The sequence below is a fragment of the Hallella absiana genome (assembly GCF_025457485.1).
GTDB lineage: Bacteria > Bacteroidota > Bacteroidia > Bacteroidales > Bacteroidaceae > Prevotella > Prevotella absiana.
This window is the reverse complement of record NZ_JAMXSP010000004.1, coordinates 92,530-107,715: the sequence shown is the minus strand read 5'-3', so window position 1 is coordinate 107,715 and position 15,186 is coordinate 92,530. Positions and strand designations below refer to the sequence as shown.

Genomic DNA, 15,186 nt, shown 5'->3' with positions numbered 1-15,186 from the left:
AAGGAGCCTGTCGCTTCTCTCCATTCATAATAGCGAAATGCGGTGAGCAAGACTATTTGTCTGTGCTCACCGCATTTCTGTTTTTATTTCATTACTCGAATTCTTTTAGTGAAAAAGCTTCTACGTAGGGAATCAGGTTGTGACTGTCCTTATACAGTTTCCATGCGTCCTCTGCGTGGCTTAATTCCACAACTTGTTGTCTCGTCATTGGAGACAGAATTTTTGAAACTTCTGTGATTGTCTTCTTTTCTTCATCATCTAATGCGCTAATATTGGGATTGTCGCATTTGAGAAGAGTATATTCAAAGTTGTTGGTTTCAACGATTTCCTTTTGCAGACCTTCAACATTGTCGTAAATTGTATCGTAATGTACAGGGACCGGGCCGAGTTGTATGGCCTTGTATTGCAGTCCACTGATGGATCGACCATGCCGACGGTAATGGAGAAAGTCAGCATAAAACATTTCCTTATTTAGCTTTGCCTTTACTACTCCGCTCTTTTCGTTGTGAACGAACATCCTTACCATGGCTTCAAGTTTGTTGGGAACCATAGGTGAGAAACCATTGTAAATGCTGCGATTTGCGTTTCCATAGAAAAGCAGAGTTTGTAGATCCTTCTCCTCTTTGTCAGGAGCAGCCATGACTTGAGCCCATATTTTGGAGAATTCTGCTTTGCTGAATTCTTCACGGCTTGCCATTAGCATGCTAATCATTCCCGATTTGTTTGAAGCAGCGATGATGCTTTTGCCGTTTGATTCTGATGGTACCTGCCCATTTTCATATTGTCTCCACTGGTTTTGACCGAAGCCTACAATCTTAGTTATTTGTGCGTAGGAAAGGCCATATTTCTCTCTTATCGCCTTTATTTCATCGGGGAAAGGTATTCCATGTTTAACGCGATATTGATTGTAAAGCTCATTGCAGCTCATGTCGCCTTGCTCAACATTATTGAACTCTTCCCCGGTGTCATCACAAACATAGTACCGTACGTGTACTTGATAGCGTTCTTTTCGGAACTCTTGTGTCTCCACGTCTTCCACAAGAAATACACGTCCGCCGGTGAACGGGCTTTTAATATCTTTTGCTAATGCCTTTTTCATACGTTGTCCTCCTTATTACCTTTAAATGCATATCGTAAGGGCTTTTCGGCCAAATGGAAAGAGATGCAGATCGTATTCGTGCTTGGCTGACCTAATGCAACCTTTACATATAGTTCTTGTTCATCAAAGTCTTTTCCAAAGACCCACATGTCACCATAAGAAAAAGCATCTATGATAGTTTCTACATAATCGATAGTACGTATATCCCTGATGATTTCCTTACTTGCAGTGTAGGTTATGCCGAGAGCTTTCATGGCTTCTTGGTTTTTCTTTCTGTCTACAAAGATGATTCCCCATATATCCATTTTGGGTAAAAATTGATGGAGAAAAGCATCGACTTCTTCTTTATTCTTGATAAGATGATTGTTCATTGCTCATTTTCTCTTTTGCAAAGATAGTCATTATAACTTGAATAAGCAAAAATGTAACGTTAAAGTTTTATATTAAACTTGTTTTTAACTTTAAAATAAGTATCGGCTATGATGAATGAATGTAAGAGCCTTTATTGTATGTATTCGGCAATGAATAGAGTATACGATTCAATGCTTCTGCAATCGTTACACTATCGGCAGTGCGATGCCATTGATCTTTTGATAGACGTCGAGGGCGTAGACATCCGTCATGCCGCTGATATAGTCCACGACAGCCATCAGCCGCGTTTCGAGGTCATCACTATGGATGTCGTACTGGCTGCTGAAGCGCTTGATGAGTTGCTGACTGTGGAATTTTTCGGGATGAACAGCCGCGTCGACAAGCGTCTGCATGAGTGTTTCCATGATCTTGTAACCGCTCAGCTCCACGTCGAGCACCGGTTTGCTCTGATAGATCTTGGCGTAGGACGTCTTGACACAACGTTGATAGGCCTGTCGCAGCGGCTCGCTCATGTTGCTGATGAGGCTGCCCTTGAACTCGCCGTTGAGTATCTGCTCCTCATGCTCCACAAAAGTCCTCACGCATTCGTGCTCCAACAGTCCCACCACGCAGGCGCGCATATACACGATCTGCTCGTTGCGGTCTGTCACATCCTCGTCTTTCAGCCGCTGCAGGATGTGTTTTCGCCCGTCCTCGTTAAAGAATCCGAGCAGCAGGTCAGAGGTTTCCGCAAAGGTCAGAATCTTCAGTTTGTGAGAGTCCTCAATGTCCATGATCTCATAGCAGATGTCGTCGGCCGCCTCCATCAAGTAGACGAGTGGGTAGCGGCAGTAGCTTAGCTGCGACCTGTTTTCGTTGTTGCATATCATGCCGAGCTCAGTGGCTATCCGGCGAAACACCTCTGCCTCGCTTTGGAAAAATCCAAACTTGCCATGCTCTCCCGCCATGCTGCTGGCAAAAGGATACTTCACGATCGAGGCCAGCGTGGAGTAGGTCATCGCGTATCCTCCCGGTCGTCGTCCCACAAAGCGGTGAGTCAGCAGTCGGAAAGCGTTGGCGTTGCCCTCGAAGTGTGTCAGATCGTCCCAGAAACCGGGGCTTACCTTCTCCTTCAAATAGCTTCCCTCACCCTCGGAGAAGTAAGTCTGTATAGCCTTCTCGCCTGAGTGTCCGAAGGGCGGATTGCCCATGTCGTGAGCCAGTCCGGCCGTTTGCACGATGGTGCCGATTTCCTCAAAGAGCGTACCTCTGAGTTCAGGATGCTTCTCAATGAGTTGTCGCGCCACGTCATCGCCTAAGGATTTTCCGAGCGAGCTCACCTCCAGAGAGTGGGTGAGACGGTTGTGCACAAAGATACTTCCCGGAAGCGGGAACACCTGCGTCTTGTTTTGTAGTCTTCGGAAAGGCGCGGAGTAGATCAGGCGGTCGCCGTCGCGCTTAAACTCCGAGCGCGCGTCGTGTCTGAGCGGATGGCGCAGTTCCTGCCCGAGACGCTTGTTAGAGATCAGTTGTTGCCAGTTCATATCGTTGCTGCTGAGTGTTTTCTCGCAAAGTTACTCTTTCTTTGTCTTCTATCCAACGATTTTCGTCTTTTTAATCAAAAAAATAAAGCAATGTGGGGATAATTGCTTAATTTTGCATCTAATATGGTTAAAATCAAAGTAGTCAACACGGGTCATCAGCCCTTACCAGCCTACGCTACCCCTCAGAGCGCCGGTCTGGACTTGCGCGCCAACATCGAGGCGCCGATCACGCTGCATCCTTTGGAGCGTCGCTTAGTGCCTACGGGCCTTCACATCGCCTTGCCTGACGGCTACGAGGCACAGGTGCGTCCACGCAGCGGTTTAGCCTTGAAGCATGGCATCACCGTGCTCAACACGCCGGGCACCGTAGACGCTGACTATCGCGGCGAGATCATGGTGCTGCTCGTCAACTTCTCCAACGAGGACTTCGTGGTGAAAGATGGGGAGCGCATTGCCCAGATGGTCATCGCCCAATATGCCAAAGCCGCGTTTGAAAGCGTGGAAGTGCTCGATGAAACCGAGCGTGGCGAGGGAGGATATGGACATACCGGTGTAAAATAACAAAGATAACATGAAGCAACTTCGCATCTTTCTTTTCAGTCTGCTCAGTCTGTTGCTCGTGCCGGGCTTGCTTGCCGCCAAGGACCGCAAGCGGCCCGCAGTCAAGAAAGCAACGGTCAGGACGACTGTCACCCTGCCGCCGTTGAGCTATAACGACAGCCGCCGGTATGACTTCTTCTTCCTGGAGGCGATCCGCCAGCAAGAGGCAGGACACTATGATGCAGCCTTTGACTTGCTCAACCATTGTCTTGACATCAATCCCAACGCGGCTGACGCGTGGTATTTCAAAGCCATGTATCTCTCCCAACTCAAGCAAGACACATTGGCGATGAAATGTCTCGAAAAGGCCACAATGCTCAGTCCGGAGAACGACACCTATCAAGAGCGGCTCGCCCAGTTCTATATCGGCACCGGCAACTACGCCCAGGCTATACAGTCCTACGAGCGATTCTTTGCCGCCAACCGCGACCGCAGCGATGTGCTGAACATCCTCGTCCAGCTCTACAAACAGCAGCAGAACTATCCGATGATGCTCAATACCATCGGACGACTCGAACAGATCGAGGGACCCAACGACTCTTTCACGCTGGGCAAGATGAGTGTCTACGAGATGATGGGAGATAAAAAGATGGCATATAAAACACTGAGAGGACTTGCCGACAGCCATCCCAATGATCCCAGTTTCACCGTGATGTTGGGCAACTGGCTCATGCAGAACAAACGCGGCGGCGAGGCTTATAAACTTCTCACACAGGTGTTGAAAGCCGATCCCACCAATGTCTATGCCCAGAGTTCCATGTATGACTATTACCGTGCCACGGGTCAGGATTCTCTTGCCCGCCGGATGATGACCGAAGTACTCTTGGGCAAGAACACACCGGCACAGACGCGCGCCATGTTTCTCAAGCAGGCCGTGCAGGAGTGCGACGCCAAGGGTGACTCCCTCAGCGTGGTGAAGCTGCTCGACCGCATGCAGGAGGCGATGCCCCGCGACACTGACGTGGCAGAGATGCGCGTGGCTTACTACACGGTCAAGAAGATGCCGACGGCGATGCTCGACAGCGCGCTCGTCTACCTCTTGAAGCTTGCGCCCGACAACGGCAGTGCCCGTTTCCAGCTCATCCAAAACAATTGGTCAAAGCAAAACTGGAAGGAGATTGCCGCGCTCAGCGAGCCGGGTATGCTCTATAATCCCGATGAGATGGCGTTTTATTACTTCACGGGGCTCGCGCGCTACTATCAGAAGGACGATGACGGTGCCTTGGATGCCTTCCAACGCGGTACTTCCGTGATCAACTCCAAGAGCAATCCCGACATCGTAAGCGACTTCTATGCCATCATGGGAGAGATCTATCACAACAAAGGACAGAACGACAAAGCTTACGCCGCGTTTGACAGTTGCCTGCAGTGGAAGCCCGACCAGGTGATGACGCTCAACAACTATGCTTACTTCTTGAGCGTTGATGGCAAAGATCTCAAAAAGGCCGAGGAGATGAGTGCCAAGACCATCAAGGCCGAGCCGAAAAATTCGACCTATCTCGACACCTATGCCTGGATATTATATATGGAAGACCGCTATACCGAAGCCAAACTTTATATCGACCAGGCTTTGGCCAATCTCTCTGACTCTGCCATGCGCGCTGATCTGCTGGAGCACGCCGGAGACATCTATTGGGCAGCTGGACTGCGTGAGCAAGCACTGAAATATTGGACGCAGGCAGTGAAGGCCGGCAGTAGTAACGCCGCCGTACTGCGACAAAAGATTGTCGGTGGAATGGCAGAAAAACAAAACGGTAAACGAAAAAACAGAAGATAAAATCATGAAGAAAACTCATATCTTTCTCACGCTCTTCGCCGGACTGATGGCGTTTACGTCCTGTGGTGCACAAAAGGCTGCCGTCAAGGACACGGTGACCTTGCCCTCTGCCTCCAAGGCAACTCCCAAAACTGCTAAAGCCGACCATCTTCAGAGTCTGGCTTTTGTGCAGCGCGTCAGCGACCAAAAGGTGTATGCCCAGAACATTGTCAGCTCTATGACTTTCACCGCGACAATGGGTGATAAGGAGATCACCGTGCCCGGGTCCTTGCACATGCGCCGCGACAAGGTGATCCGCTTGCAGCTCTTCATCCCGCTCTTGGGCAGTGAGGTGGGACGTCTGGAGTTTACGCCCGACTACGTGCTGGTCATCGACCGGATGCACAAAGAGTATCTCAAAGGCGACTACAACCAGTTGGACTTCCTCCGCGACAATGGTCTGAACTTCTATTCCCTTCAGGCACTGTTCTGGAATCAGCTCTTCCTCCCGGGAACACAGAAGGTGGGTGAGGGCGATCTGTCGAGATATACGGTGAAAACCGGTGAAATGGGCACTCTCAGACCCATCACGCTGCAAAACGGCAACATGACCTTTACGTGGAAAGCCGACACGGCCAGTGCACGTATCTTGCAGACTGACGTCAACTATAAGAGCGCGGCTCACGGCAATTCTTCACTGGTGTGGCTCTACTCCGACTTCAAGGCACTTGGCAATAAGATGTTCCCTGCCACGCAGTCTTTCTCTTTCACCACGACGGCAACGAAGAAAACGCAGAAGTGCACCGTCAGACTGGAGTTGGGAAAGTTCAAGACCGACAGCGACTGGGAGGAACAGTCAACGGTGTCGGACCGCTATAAGCAGATGGACGTAAAGGATGTTTTTGGTAAAATACTCAGCATGTAAATGAGACGAATAGTCACTTTAATGATTACCGTGAGCCTCGTGCTCACTCTGAACGCGCAAAACCGACGCAAGACTGCAACGGTGCGGAAAAACAGCCGCACAGAGCAGACGTCGCGTCGGAAGACGGCGACAACTGCTTCTACACACACAAAGGCAAAGAGCAGCAACAGCCGGAGAAATGGACGAAAAAACGCTCGGTCTGCGACAAAATCCAGCAATGCCAAGGTCTACACCAATGCTTCTATCCGTGGACTGCAAAACCAGCGGGCGGCCATACAGAAGAAGATACGGGAGCAGGAAGCCGCTTTGAAGAAAAACAAGGCTGATGTCGCTGAGCGGCTGCAGCACCTGATGGTTATCAATGGCGAAATCGATCAGCGACAGCACAATATCGAAGGTATACAAAAAGACATCCATCATATCGAGGGAAACATTGGCATCCTCAACTCGCAGCTGAAGACCTTGCAGCAGCAATTGCGCGACCGGCAGCAGAAATACATCAAATCGATGCGCTATATGGCGCGCCACCGCTCGGTGCAGGACCGGCTGATGTTTATTTTCTCAGCGAAGAACTTCTATCAGATGTACCGACGCCTGCGCTTCGTACGTGAGTATGCTCAGTACCAAAGGGCGCAGGGCGAGGCTGTCAGAGCCAAGCAGGGACAGGTCAATGACAAGCACCGTCAGCTACAGCACGTCAAAGGACAGAAAAACACCTTATTATATAAGGGACAGCAGGAGAAGCATAAACTCGAAGGCAACAAGGCTGAGCAGCAGCAGGTGGTGGCGAGCTTGCAGCAACAGCAGAAGACGATACAGACCATCATCGCTGAACAGCATAAGAAAGACGCCGCACTCAATGCCAAGATCGACCAGCTTGTGGAGATAGAAGTGCAGAAGGTGCGCGCCCGTGCTGCCGCCGAGGCGAAACGCAAAGCCGCCGCTGCTGCTGCCGCCAAGCAGCGTGCCGCTCTGCTGGCACAGAAAAAGGCGGCTGCGGAGGCCGCTGCCCGCGAGAACGCTCGTCGTATTGCTGAGGCACGCCAGCGTGAGGCTCAGCTCAAGGAGCAAGCCCGCCAGGCTGCCTTGGCAGAGGCTGCTGCTCAGCGTGCCCGTGAGGCGGCCGCGGCCAAGGCCCGTCAGGAAGCTGCCGCAAAGGCGCTTGCCAGTGAGCGTGCGGCTCAGCAGGCCGCGGCACGGGAGCTGGCAGCACGCGAGGCAGCGGAGCGTGAGGCTGAGGCTCGGAAGGCGGCTGCGGAGCAGGCTGCCCGTGAGGCGGAGTCTATGCGACGGGCTGCTGAGTTGAAACAGCGGGTCGATGCACAACGCGCTCAGCAGGAGATCAAGCACGTGCAACAGCAGAACCAGGAGGCGCAGCAGTTCTCTACCGTCGACCGCATGATGAATAATGGCTTCGAAGCCAACCGCGGACGACTGCCAATGCCGATCACGGGCAACTATCGCATCGTGAGCCACTTCGGACAGTACAATGTTGACGGATTGAAAGGCGTGACACTCGACAACAAGGGTATCAATATCATGGGCGGCCCCGGCGCGCAGGCACGTTGCGTCTACGATGGTGAGGTCAGCGCTGTCATCGGTTATGGCGGCAGCATGGTGGTGATGGTGCGCCACGGTGCCTATATCTCAGTCTACTGCAACCTCAGATCGGTGAGCGTCAGCCGTGGACAGAAGGTACGCACACGGCAGATCCTCGGTACTGTCGGCCCTGATCATATCCTGCAGTTCCAGCTGCGCAAGGAGAGAGCAAAGCTCAATCCCGAGGCATGGCTCGGAAGATGACAGAGTAAACGGACAAAGTAACGCTTTGTTTTAGACATAGTAACATAGTAAACAGACAGAGCGACGTCTTGTTATAAGACAGAGTGACATAGTAAACAAACATAGTAACAGAATAGGCAGACGTGGTAATGGAGCATCCTTTAAGGAGCGTTCGTTGCTACATCTGCCTATTTTTGTATTCTTGTCCCCCTTGTTTCGTTTTGTTGTGTAAACTGACATTTTTCGGCCGTTTTCCAGGCGATTTTCTGAAGCAACATGGGTGTTGGCCGAAAAGAAGCCCAAAATGGAGAGCTTTTCATAATTGCTTGTATATTAGTGATTTATGTGACTTTGCTTCGATAATCCACTTTTTTACTTGTCAAAATTAGCTGCTTACTTCGCCAAAACGCCCGTTTTTAGTGATCAAAAAGGTACTTTGACCATGTGAAAACGGCTGTTTGATGGAAAATTCTCTAGAGAATTTTCCATCAAAGTACCGTTTTCTTAGCATCATCTCGGCGTTTTGACCATGAAAAATCGGTGAAACTGCACTTTCATCCTTCTTTCTCCGTTTTTTGCTTCCCTAGATTGCAACTTCTTGCGGACGTGTTTTTGTCGGATAAAATGCCAGTTTTTTCAGACACGTAATCAAAAGATGCTTATTTGATACTTTTGTATGAAGGGCCGCTGTGTCGTTCATTTCTGCAATTATTAGCATTATTTTGTCCATCTAAAGTGACTTATTTGGATTTTGATAGACGCTTCTTACTTGTATCTTCACACGGTGGTTTACAATAAAACTTAATTTATAAGTTAATTATTTGGCGTTTTCAATTGTTTTACTTATATTTGCGGATAGATAACCCAAAAGTCTATGAAGGAAAGATATCGTATAGAACTTGTCGAAGAGCATGATAAAGCTAACTTCTATAGTATTCACTTGGAAGGACAAGAATTGACGGAGTTTGAAAGGTTCTTTGTGAAATTTCCATTAGGTTGTGAATATGATGAAGAATTAGACGTTATTGTTGCTTGGTTAGACAAAATTGCTGAAAGAGGTGCTCTTGAACGCTATTTTCGGCCAGAAGGACATTATGGTGATGGTGTAGGTGTCATTCCTATTGATGTTGGCAACAAAGTCCGATTGTATTGTTTACGGCTCTCAGACAAGATTCTAATATTTGGTAATGGTGGGGTAAAGGATGCAGATACTTGGCAAAACAGTAGAACTCTTGCTCCATATGTTAAGCTTCTGATTGACACAAGCCGATTTGTTCGGTCAAGGATAAATGACGGCAAGGTGTTATTGGTTGACAAGGAGATTGTCGGTGACTTAAATTTTATTAGAAATGAAACGAAGTAGTATTATAGAGGAAAGACGCAAGCATGTCTGCATGGAGGCTCGGCGTTCAGTAGATCTGTCCTTTCAGATCGTAGATCGTATTCATGAGATTCTGTTGGCAAAAGGCCTTAAGCAAAAAGACCTTGCTTCGATGCTTGGCAAATCTGAGGCCGAGATCAGTAGATGGATGCGTGGAACTCACAATTTCACCATAGATACGCTCATATCAATCGAGCATGCTCTTGGCTCTCCTATCCTAAAGGTCGTGGGAAAGGAAGAGACGATGCCTGTTTGATGTCGTTGGGGCGGTGCTTGTTGGTTGAGTTTGGTCACCAACGACACCGCTTTATTTTCCCTCCCATCTCGGTACGCTCTCCTCCAGTCCTTCGAGCACTTGCAGGTAGGTCGTGAAGGCATGGTCGACTTCGCTGATCTTGATGAATTCATCGGCACTGTGGGAGCGCGACGACTCGCCGGGGCCGAGCTTCAGCGAGGGGAAGGACATCAGTGCCTGATCACTGAGCGTCGGCGAGCCGAAAGGCTGCAGGCCAAGCGACACACAACGCTTGACGAGCGGATGTTCCGGGTCGATGCGCGAAGAATGCAAGCGGAACGAATGCGCGTGGACATCACTCTTGACATGCGAGCGCACTATGTCGTAAACCTCCTCATTGGTGTAGTATTCGTTGGTGCGCACGTCGACGAGCATCCGACATTCGTCGGGGATGACGTTGTGCTGCGTGCCCGCATGGACCACCGTCAACGTCATCTTTGTGGGACCGAGGAAAGGACTCACCTTCTTGAACCGAAAATCGCGAATCCATCGCATGTCGTCGAGTGTCTCATAGATCGCGTTGATGCCCTCGTTGCGTGCCGCATGACCACTCTTGCCGTGGCTGACGACGTCGAGCACCATCAGTCCTTTCTCCGCAATGGCCGGTTGCATGCCCGTCGGCTCACCCACGATGGCCACGTCGATATGGGGCAGCAGCGGCAAGACACGGCTGATGCCGTCCTTTCCCGACACCTCTTCCTCGGCAGAAGCCAAGTAGACGAGGTTGTAAGGCTGCGTGCGCAGCGTCATATAGCGAAACACCTGCAATAGCGTGACTAAGCCGCCGCCACAGTCATTGCTGCCTAAGCCGTAGAGCAGATCGCCCTCGCGTGTAGGCTTGAAAGGGTCGCGAACCCACGAAATGGCCGGTTTCACCGTGTCGATATGTGCGTTGAGCAGAATTGTAGGCTTGGCACTGTCATAGTCCGGGCATATCGCCCAGACGTTGTTGGCCTCGCGGTGTGTGGCGAGCCCGTAGGTGCTCATCTGCTGTTGCATCACGTCTGCGGCCTCTTTCTCGTCGCGGCTGACCGATGGCGTGGCGATGAGGCGGGAGAGCAGCTCCACGGCGTCGTTGATATAGTCTTGGTGTCTCATGTTGCGGAAATAGAAATGGTTATGTAGGCAAAATTAATAAAAACTGCCTAAACATTTCACTTTTTAATAAGAATTCTTTATCTTTGCAACAACAAAAAATACGTAGTACTATGCAGAATAGAAGTCATCTGTCTGTGCTGATACATGAACAGGCAAAGAAGTACGGGTCGCGGGGTGCCCTGACGTTCCGTACGTTTGGAAGCTTGAAATGGAAGACTGTTTCCTGGAAACAGTTCTCTTTGCGTGTCAAGCAAGTGAGCAATGCCATGCTGAACTTGAGCATCAAGCCCCAGGAAAATATTGCTGTGTTCTCGCAAAACTGTGTGCAGTATCTCTACACCGACTTTGGCGCGTACGGCATCCGGGCATGCTCTATCCCTATCTATGCCACCAGCTCGGAACAGCAGATACAGTTCATCATCAACGATGCTCAGGTGCGTTTTCTCTTCGTCGGTGAGCAGGAGCAATACAACAAGGCACACCGCGTGTTTGCCCTGTGTCCTTCGCTGGAGCGTATCATCATCTACGACGACAGTGTCCGTATCAGTTCGCATGACCCCAACGCCCTTTACTTCGAAGATTTCCTGAAGCTTGGCGAGGATCTGCCCCGCCAGACCGAAGTGGAAGCACTCTACAAGCAGGCCAACGACGATGATCTCTGCAATATCCTCTACACCAGTGGCACCACGGGCGACAGCAAAGGTGTGATGCTCAGCTACGGGCAGTATGCGGCAGCCTTGAAAGCCAACGACGCCTGTGTGCCGGTCACGGAGAACGACCGCGTCATCGATTTCCTGCCCTTCACCCATATCTTTGAGCGCGGATGGGCTTATCTGGCCTTGACCGAGGGTGCACAGCTCATCGTCAACACTTATCCCAAAGAGATTCAGGAAAGCATGCGTGAGACTCATCCTACGTCTATGTCGAGTGTACCGCGTTTTTGGGAAAAGGTCTATCAGGCCGTCAAGGACAAGATGGACCGCTCGAGCGCATGGCAGAAGAAACTTTTCTATCATGCCCTGAGCGTCGGTAAGAAATATAATGTGGACTATATCTGCAACGGCAAGCGTCCGCCCTTGCACCTGGCTTTGGAATATAAGGTACTCGACAAGTCGGTGCTCAGCCTCGTGCGCAAGGTGATGGGACTGGAACATCCCAATATCTTCCCGACAGCAGGCGCGTACGTGTCGCCCGAAGTGGAGAATTTCATCCATTCCATCGGCATCAACATGATCGTGGGCTACGGTCTGACAGAGAGTCTGGCTACTGTTTCTTGCGACCATATCGGTGAGAAGATCACTATTGGCTCGGTGGGACGGCCCATACAGGGCGTAGAGGTGAAAATCGGCGAGAACAGCGAGATTCTACTCAAAGGCCCGACAATTACCAAGGGATACTACCATCGTGACGAGCTCAACAAACAGGCTTTCGATGAGCAGGGCTTCTTCCATACCGGTGACGCTGGCTATCTCAAGGATGGAGAGCTCTTCCTCAAGGAGCGCATCAAGGATCTCTTCAAGACCAGCAACGGCAAATATATCGCACCGCAGATGGTCGAGTCGCTGCTGCTCGTGGATAAGTTCATCGATCAGGTAGCAGTCATCGCCGACCAGCGAAAGTTCGTTTCCGCGCTGATCGTGCCGGAGTTCCGCCTGTTGGAGGACTACGCACGTGCACACAATATCAAGTTTGAGCGCCGTGAAGACCTTTGTGAAAACAAGGAAATCCACGACATGATGATGGAGCGCATCGAGACGCTGCAGCAAGGCTTGGCCAACTACGAGAAGATCAAGCGCTTCACGCTCCTGCCTCACCATTTCTCGATGGAATCGGGCGAATTGACCAATACGCTGAAAATGCGTCGCCCTGTCATCTACAAGAACTATGCGGCAGTCATCGACAAAATGTATGAATGTTAGATGTAAGTTTGCATTCAGTTATCAACAATAAGTCATATATATAGGAAATAACGTCTTCCCTTGCAGCATTTTACTCCCCTCTCTTTGGGAGAGGGGCTGGGGGTGAGGCTTTTGATTGTAAATTAAGTACAATGATCACAGCAGATCAATTGAAAGATGTGATGGACCGCACAGAGAAACTCCATCATTATCTCAATATCGACCAAAAGAAAGTAGAGTTTGAAGAAGAGCAGCTTCGCACGCAGGCTCCCGATTTCTGGGATGACCCGAAACGTGCCGAGGCACAGATGAAGAAAGTCAAGGGCATACAGAAATGGCTCGACGGCTATAAGACTGTCAAGCAACAGGCCGATGAGCTACAGCTCGCCTTCGACTTCTACAAGGAGGAGATGGTGACCGAACAGGAAGTCGATGACGACTATGCCAAGGTCATCAAGTCCATCGAAGATCTGGAGTTGCGCAACATGCTGCGCCAGGAAGAGGACTCGATGGACGCTGTGATGAAGATCAACTCCGGTGCCGGCGGTACCGAGAGCCAGGACTGGGCCTCGATGCTCATGCGTATGTATATGCGCTGGTGCGATGCTCACGGCTATAAGGTGACGATCACCAATATGCAGGAAGGCGAGGAGGTCGGCATCAAGAGCGTGACGATGACCATCGAGGGCGGCGAGTATGCCTATGGCTTCCTTAAGAGCGAGAATGGCGTACACCGCCTGGTGCGTGTCTCGCCCTACAACGCTCAGGGTAAGCGCATGACGAGTTTTGCCAGCGTCTTCGTCACGCCGCTCGTTGACGACACCATCGAGGTGTATGTAGATCCGGCACGTGTGAGCTGGGATACGTTCCGCTCCAGTGGTGCCGGCGGTCAGAATGTCAACAAGGTGGAGTCGGGCGTGCGCCTGCGCTACCAGTATGAAGACCCCGACACGGGCGAGAAAGAGGAGATCCTCATCGAAAACACAGAGACGCGCGACCAGCCAAAGAACCGTGCCAAGGCCATGTTGCTGTTGAAAAGTCAGCTCTATGACCGGGCCATGAAGAAACGCATGGAGGCTCAGGCCAAGATCGAAGCAGGAAAGAAAAAGATAGAGTGGGGAAGTCAGATCAGAAGTTATGTCTTTGATGACCGCCGTGTGAAGGATCACCGTACAGGCTATCAGACCTCTGACGTAGACGGTGTGATGGACGGAAAGATCGACGGTTTCATCAAAGCCTACCTGATGGAGTTCCCTGAAGAGGAGCAGGCTCACCTGTAAGCATGGTGGGCTGTGAACTCATGTCAATACTTACCTTACCTAAAAAATAAAAATTATGAGTAACAAGAGGAAAAACAACAGCCACATTCCGGCTGAGGCTGTGAACAATGTGGCGCCGCAGGTGAAAAGAGTGAATCACGAGAGCAAGCAGAAAGATCAGGGCGACAAGATCGTGAAGATCATCTTTGGCGCGCTGATTGTGCTCGCTGTCATCTACATCATCTGGTCCTTCTTCATCGTGCAGTAAGCTGTGGGGCGCGGCCTGCGGAAGGATGTAAACCCAATAAAATCATTTTGTGCGATGAGTGGACTGGAGATAGAACGAAAATTCCTCGTGAAGAAAGGCGATGCGTACAAGCGTGCCGCCTTTTCTTCTTCCCATATCCAGCAAGGATATATCCCTGCTGAGGGGGCCACGGTGCGTGTCCGTGTGCGTGACGACAAAGCTTACCTCACCATCAAGGGCAAGAGCCGTGACGGTGGGATGACACGCTATGAGTTTGAAAAAGAGATTACGCTCGACGAGGCGGCCCATCTGATGCAACTCTGTCAGGGCGGCGTTATCGACAAGCATCGCTATCTGGTCAAGAGCGGAAGCCATACCTTCGAGGTGGATGAGTTTCATGGTGACAACGACGGACTCGTAATGGCAGAGGTGGAACTCGGCAGTGAGACGGAAGACTTTGTGAAGCCTGACTTCATCGGACCGGAGGTCACTGGGGATCCTCACTTCTACAATTCCCACATGCTTGCCCACCCCTTCTCCACTTGGAAAGAGTTAGTGCCAGAGGAATACCGATAAGCTGGCCAAGCACCACGCCGATGTTGTCGGCAGCCCAGTCCATGATGTCGCCGCTACGGTTGCCGCCTGTGCATGTGGCTTGAACGATTTCTATCAAGCCGCCCATGATCACGGGTAGCAAAAGCGTGTAGATCCATGCTCGTCTGTTGAGCGGACGGGCATGCTGACGGCCGTATTCTGCCCATACGACGGTGCACAGACCACCGTAGAAGACGAAGTGTGTCCATTTGTCGATCATGCGGATGTCGCTTAAGGGCGTCTCAGGAATAGGAATCAAACAGAGCACCCATATTACCACAACACTGAGCACTGACAAGGGGTACGACTTTAGGATGTTGTACATATCTGTTATCTTTTATTGCTCTTTTCTGCAAA

At 50.7% G+C, this 15,186-nt stretch carries 15 protein-coding genes; 10 read left to right on the top strand and 5 right to left on the bottom strand.

All coding sequences use genetic code 11. The annotated features are described in order from the left end of the window. Nucleotides 1-91 precede the first annotated feature (91 nt). From NG346_RS03215 to dgt, 3 genes are all read right to left on the bottom strand, one after another. Nucleotides 92-1,099 carry a type II toxin-antitoxin system antitoxin SocA domain-containing protein gene (locus NG346_RS03215; RefSeq protein WP_262280247.1) on the bottom strand — a complete coding sequence of 336 codons (1,008 nt, stop codon included), beginning with the start codon at nucleotides 1,097-1,099 and terminating at the stop codon, nucleotides 92-94. Further along, complete coding sequence (locus NG346_RS03210; protein WP_262280248.1) at nucleotides 1,096-1,470, bottom strand: toxin; 375 nt, start codon at nucleotides 1,468-1,470, stop codon at nucleotides 1,096-1,098. The genes NG346_RS03215 and NG346_RS03210 overlap by 4 nt, the downstream gene beginning before the upstream one ends. A 186-nt stretch (nucleotides 1,471-1,656) precedes the next feature. Then, nucleotides 1,657-2,994, bottom strand: a complete 1,338-nt coding sequence (dgt, locus tag NG346_RS03205; protein ID WP_262280249.1) for a dGTP triphosphohydrolase — start codon at nucleotides 2,992-2,994, stop codon at nucleotides 1,657-1,659. 123 nt (nucleotides 2,995-3,117) lie between these two features. Here dgt and dut point away from each other — a divergent pair, with 123 nt between their 5' ends. From dut to NG346_RS03175, 6 genes are all read left to right on the top strand, one after another. Continuing rightward, entirely contained in the window at nucleotides 3,118-3,555 is a 438-nt protein-coding gene (gene dut / locus NG346_RS03200) for a dUTP diphosphatase (RefSeq protein WP_262280250.1), read from the top strand. A 10-nt stretch (nucleotides 3,556-3,565) separates the two neighbouring features. Continuing rightward, the gene (locus NG346_RS03195) at nucleotides 3,566-5,371 is read left to right on the top strand and encodes a tetratricopeptide repeat protein (RefSeq protein WP_262288304.1); all 1,806 of its coding nucleotides are present in this window, start codon (nucleotides 3,566-3,568) and stop codon (nucleotides 5,369-5,371) included. 4 nt (nucleotides 5,372-5,375) lie between these two features. Then, complete coding sequence (locus tag NG346_RS03190) at nucleotides 5,376-6,275, top strand: DUF4292 domain-containing protein (RefSeq protein ID WP_262288303.1); 900 nt, start codon at nucleotides 5,376-5,378, stop codon at nucleotides 6,273-6,275. Further along, nucleotides 6,276-8,078: a murein hydrolase activator EnvC family protein gene (locus NG346_RS03185; protein ID WP_262288302.1), complete on the top strand. Its 1,803-nt coding sequence runs from the start codon at nucleotides 6,276-6,278 to the stop codon at nucleotides 8,076-8,078. Nucleotides 8,079-8,931: 853 nt separating this feature from the next. Beyond that, complete coding sequence (locus NG346_RS03180) at nucleotides 8,932-9,420, top strand: hypothetical protein (protein WP_262280254.1); 489 nt, start codon at nucleotides 8,932-8,934, stop codon at nucleotides 9,418-9,420. Further along, nucleotides 9,407-9,694: a helix-turn-helix domain-containing protein gene (locus tag NG346_RS03175; protein WP_262280255.1), complete on the top strand. Its 288-nt coding sequence runs from the start codon at nucleotides 9,407-9,409 to the stop codon at nucleotides 9,692-9,694. The genes NG346_RS03180 and NG346_RS03175 overlap by 14 nt, the downstream gene beginning before the upstream one ends. Before the next feature lie 51 nt (nucleotides 9,695-9,745). Here NG346_RS03175 and NG346_RS03170 read toward each other — a convergent pair whose 3' ends face one another. Beyond that, nucleotides 9,746-10,831 carry a M20 family metallo-hydrolase gene (locus NG346_RS03170; RefSeq protein WP_262288301.1) on the bottom strand — a complete coding sequence of 362 codons (1,086 nt, stop codon included), beginning with the start codon at nucleotides 10,829-10,831 and terminating at the stop codon, nucleotides 9,746-9,748. A gap of 110 nt (nucleotides 10,832-10,941) precedes the next feature. On the opposite strand from NG346_RS03170, the gene NG346_RS03165 reads away from it, so the two are divergent. The 4 genes from NG346_RS03165 (at nucleotide 10,942) to NG346_RS03150 (ending at nucleotide 14,811) form a co-directional block, all read left to right on the top strand. Next, entirely contained in the window at nucleotides 10,942-12,750 is a 1,809-nt protein-coding gene (locus NG346_RS03165; protein ID WP_262288300.1) for an AMP-dependent synthetase/ligase, read from the top strand. Between the two features lie 131 nt (nucleotides 12,751-12,881). Then, on the top strand, nucleotides 12,882-14,009 hold the full coding sequence (prfB, locus tag NG346_RS03160) for a peptide chain release factor 2 (protein ID WP_154533689.1): 1,128 nt from the start codon (nucleotides 12,882-12,884) through the stop codon (nucleotides 14,007-14,009). A gap of 55 nt (nucleotides 14,010-14,064) precedes the next feature. Beyond that, entirely contained in the window at nucleotides 14,065-14,256 is a 192-nt protein-coding gene (locus NG346_RS03155) for a hypothetical protein (RefSeq protein ID WP_262280258.1), read from the top strand. 54 nt (nucleotides 14,257-14,310) lie between these two features. Then, nucleotides 14,311-14,811 (top strand): CYTH domain-containing protein, encoded by a 501-nt coding sequence (locus NG346_RS03150; protein WP_262280259.1) that lies wholly within the window; start codon nucleotides 14,311-14,313, stop codon nucleotides 14,809-14,811. On the opposite strand, the gene NG346_RS03145 is transcribed toward NG346_RS03150, so the two are convergent. Continuing rightward, on the bottom strand, nucleotides 14,723-15,154 hold the full coding sequence (locus tag NG346_RS03145) for a VanZ family protein (RefSeq protein ID WP_262280260.1): 432 nt from the start codon (nucleotides 15,152-15,154) through the stop codon (nucleotides 14,723-14,725). The genes NG346_RS03150 and NG346_RS03145 overlap by 89 nt on opposite strands. Nucleotides 15,155-15,186: the final 32 nt, after the last annotated feature.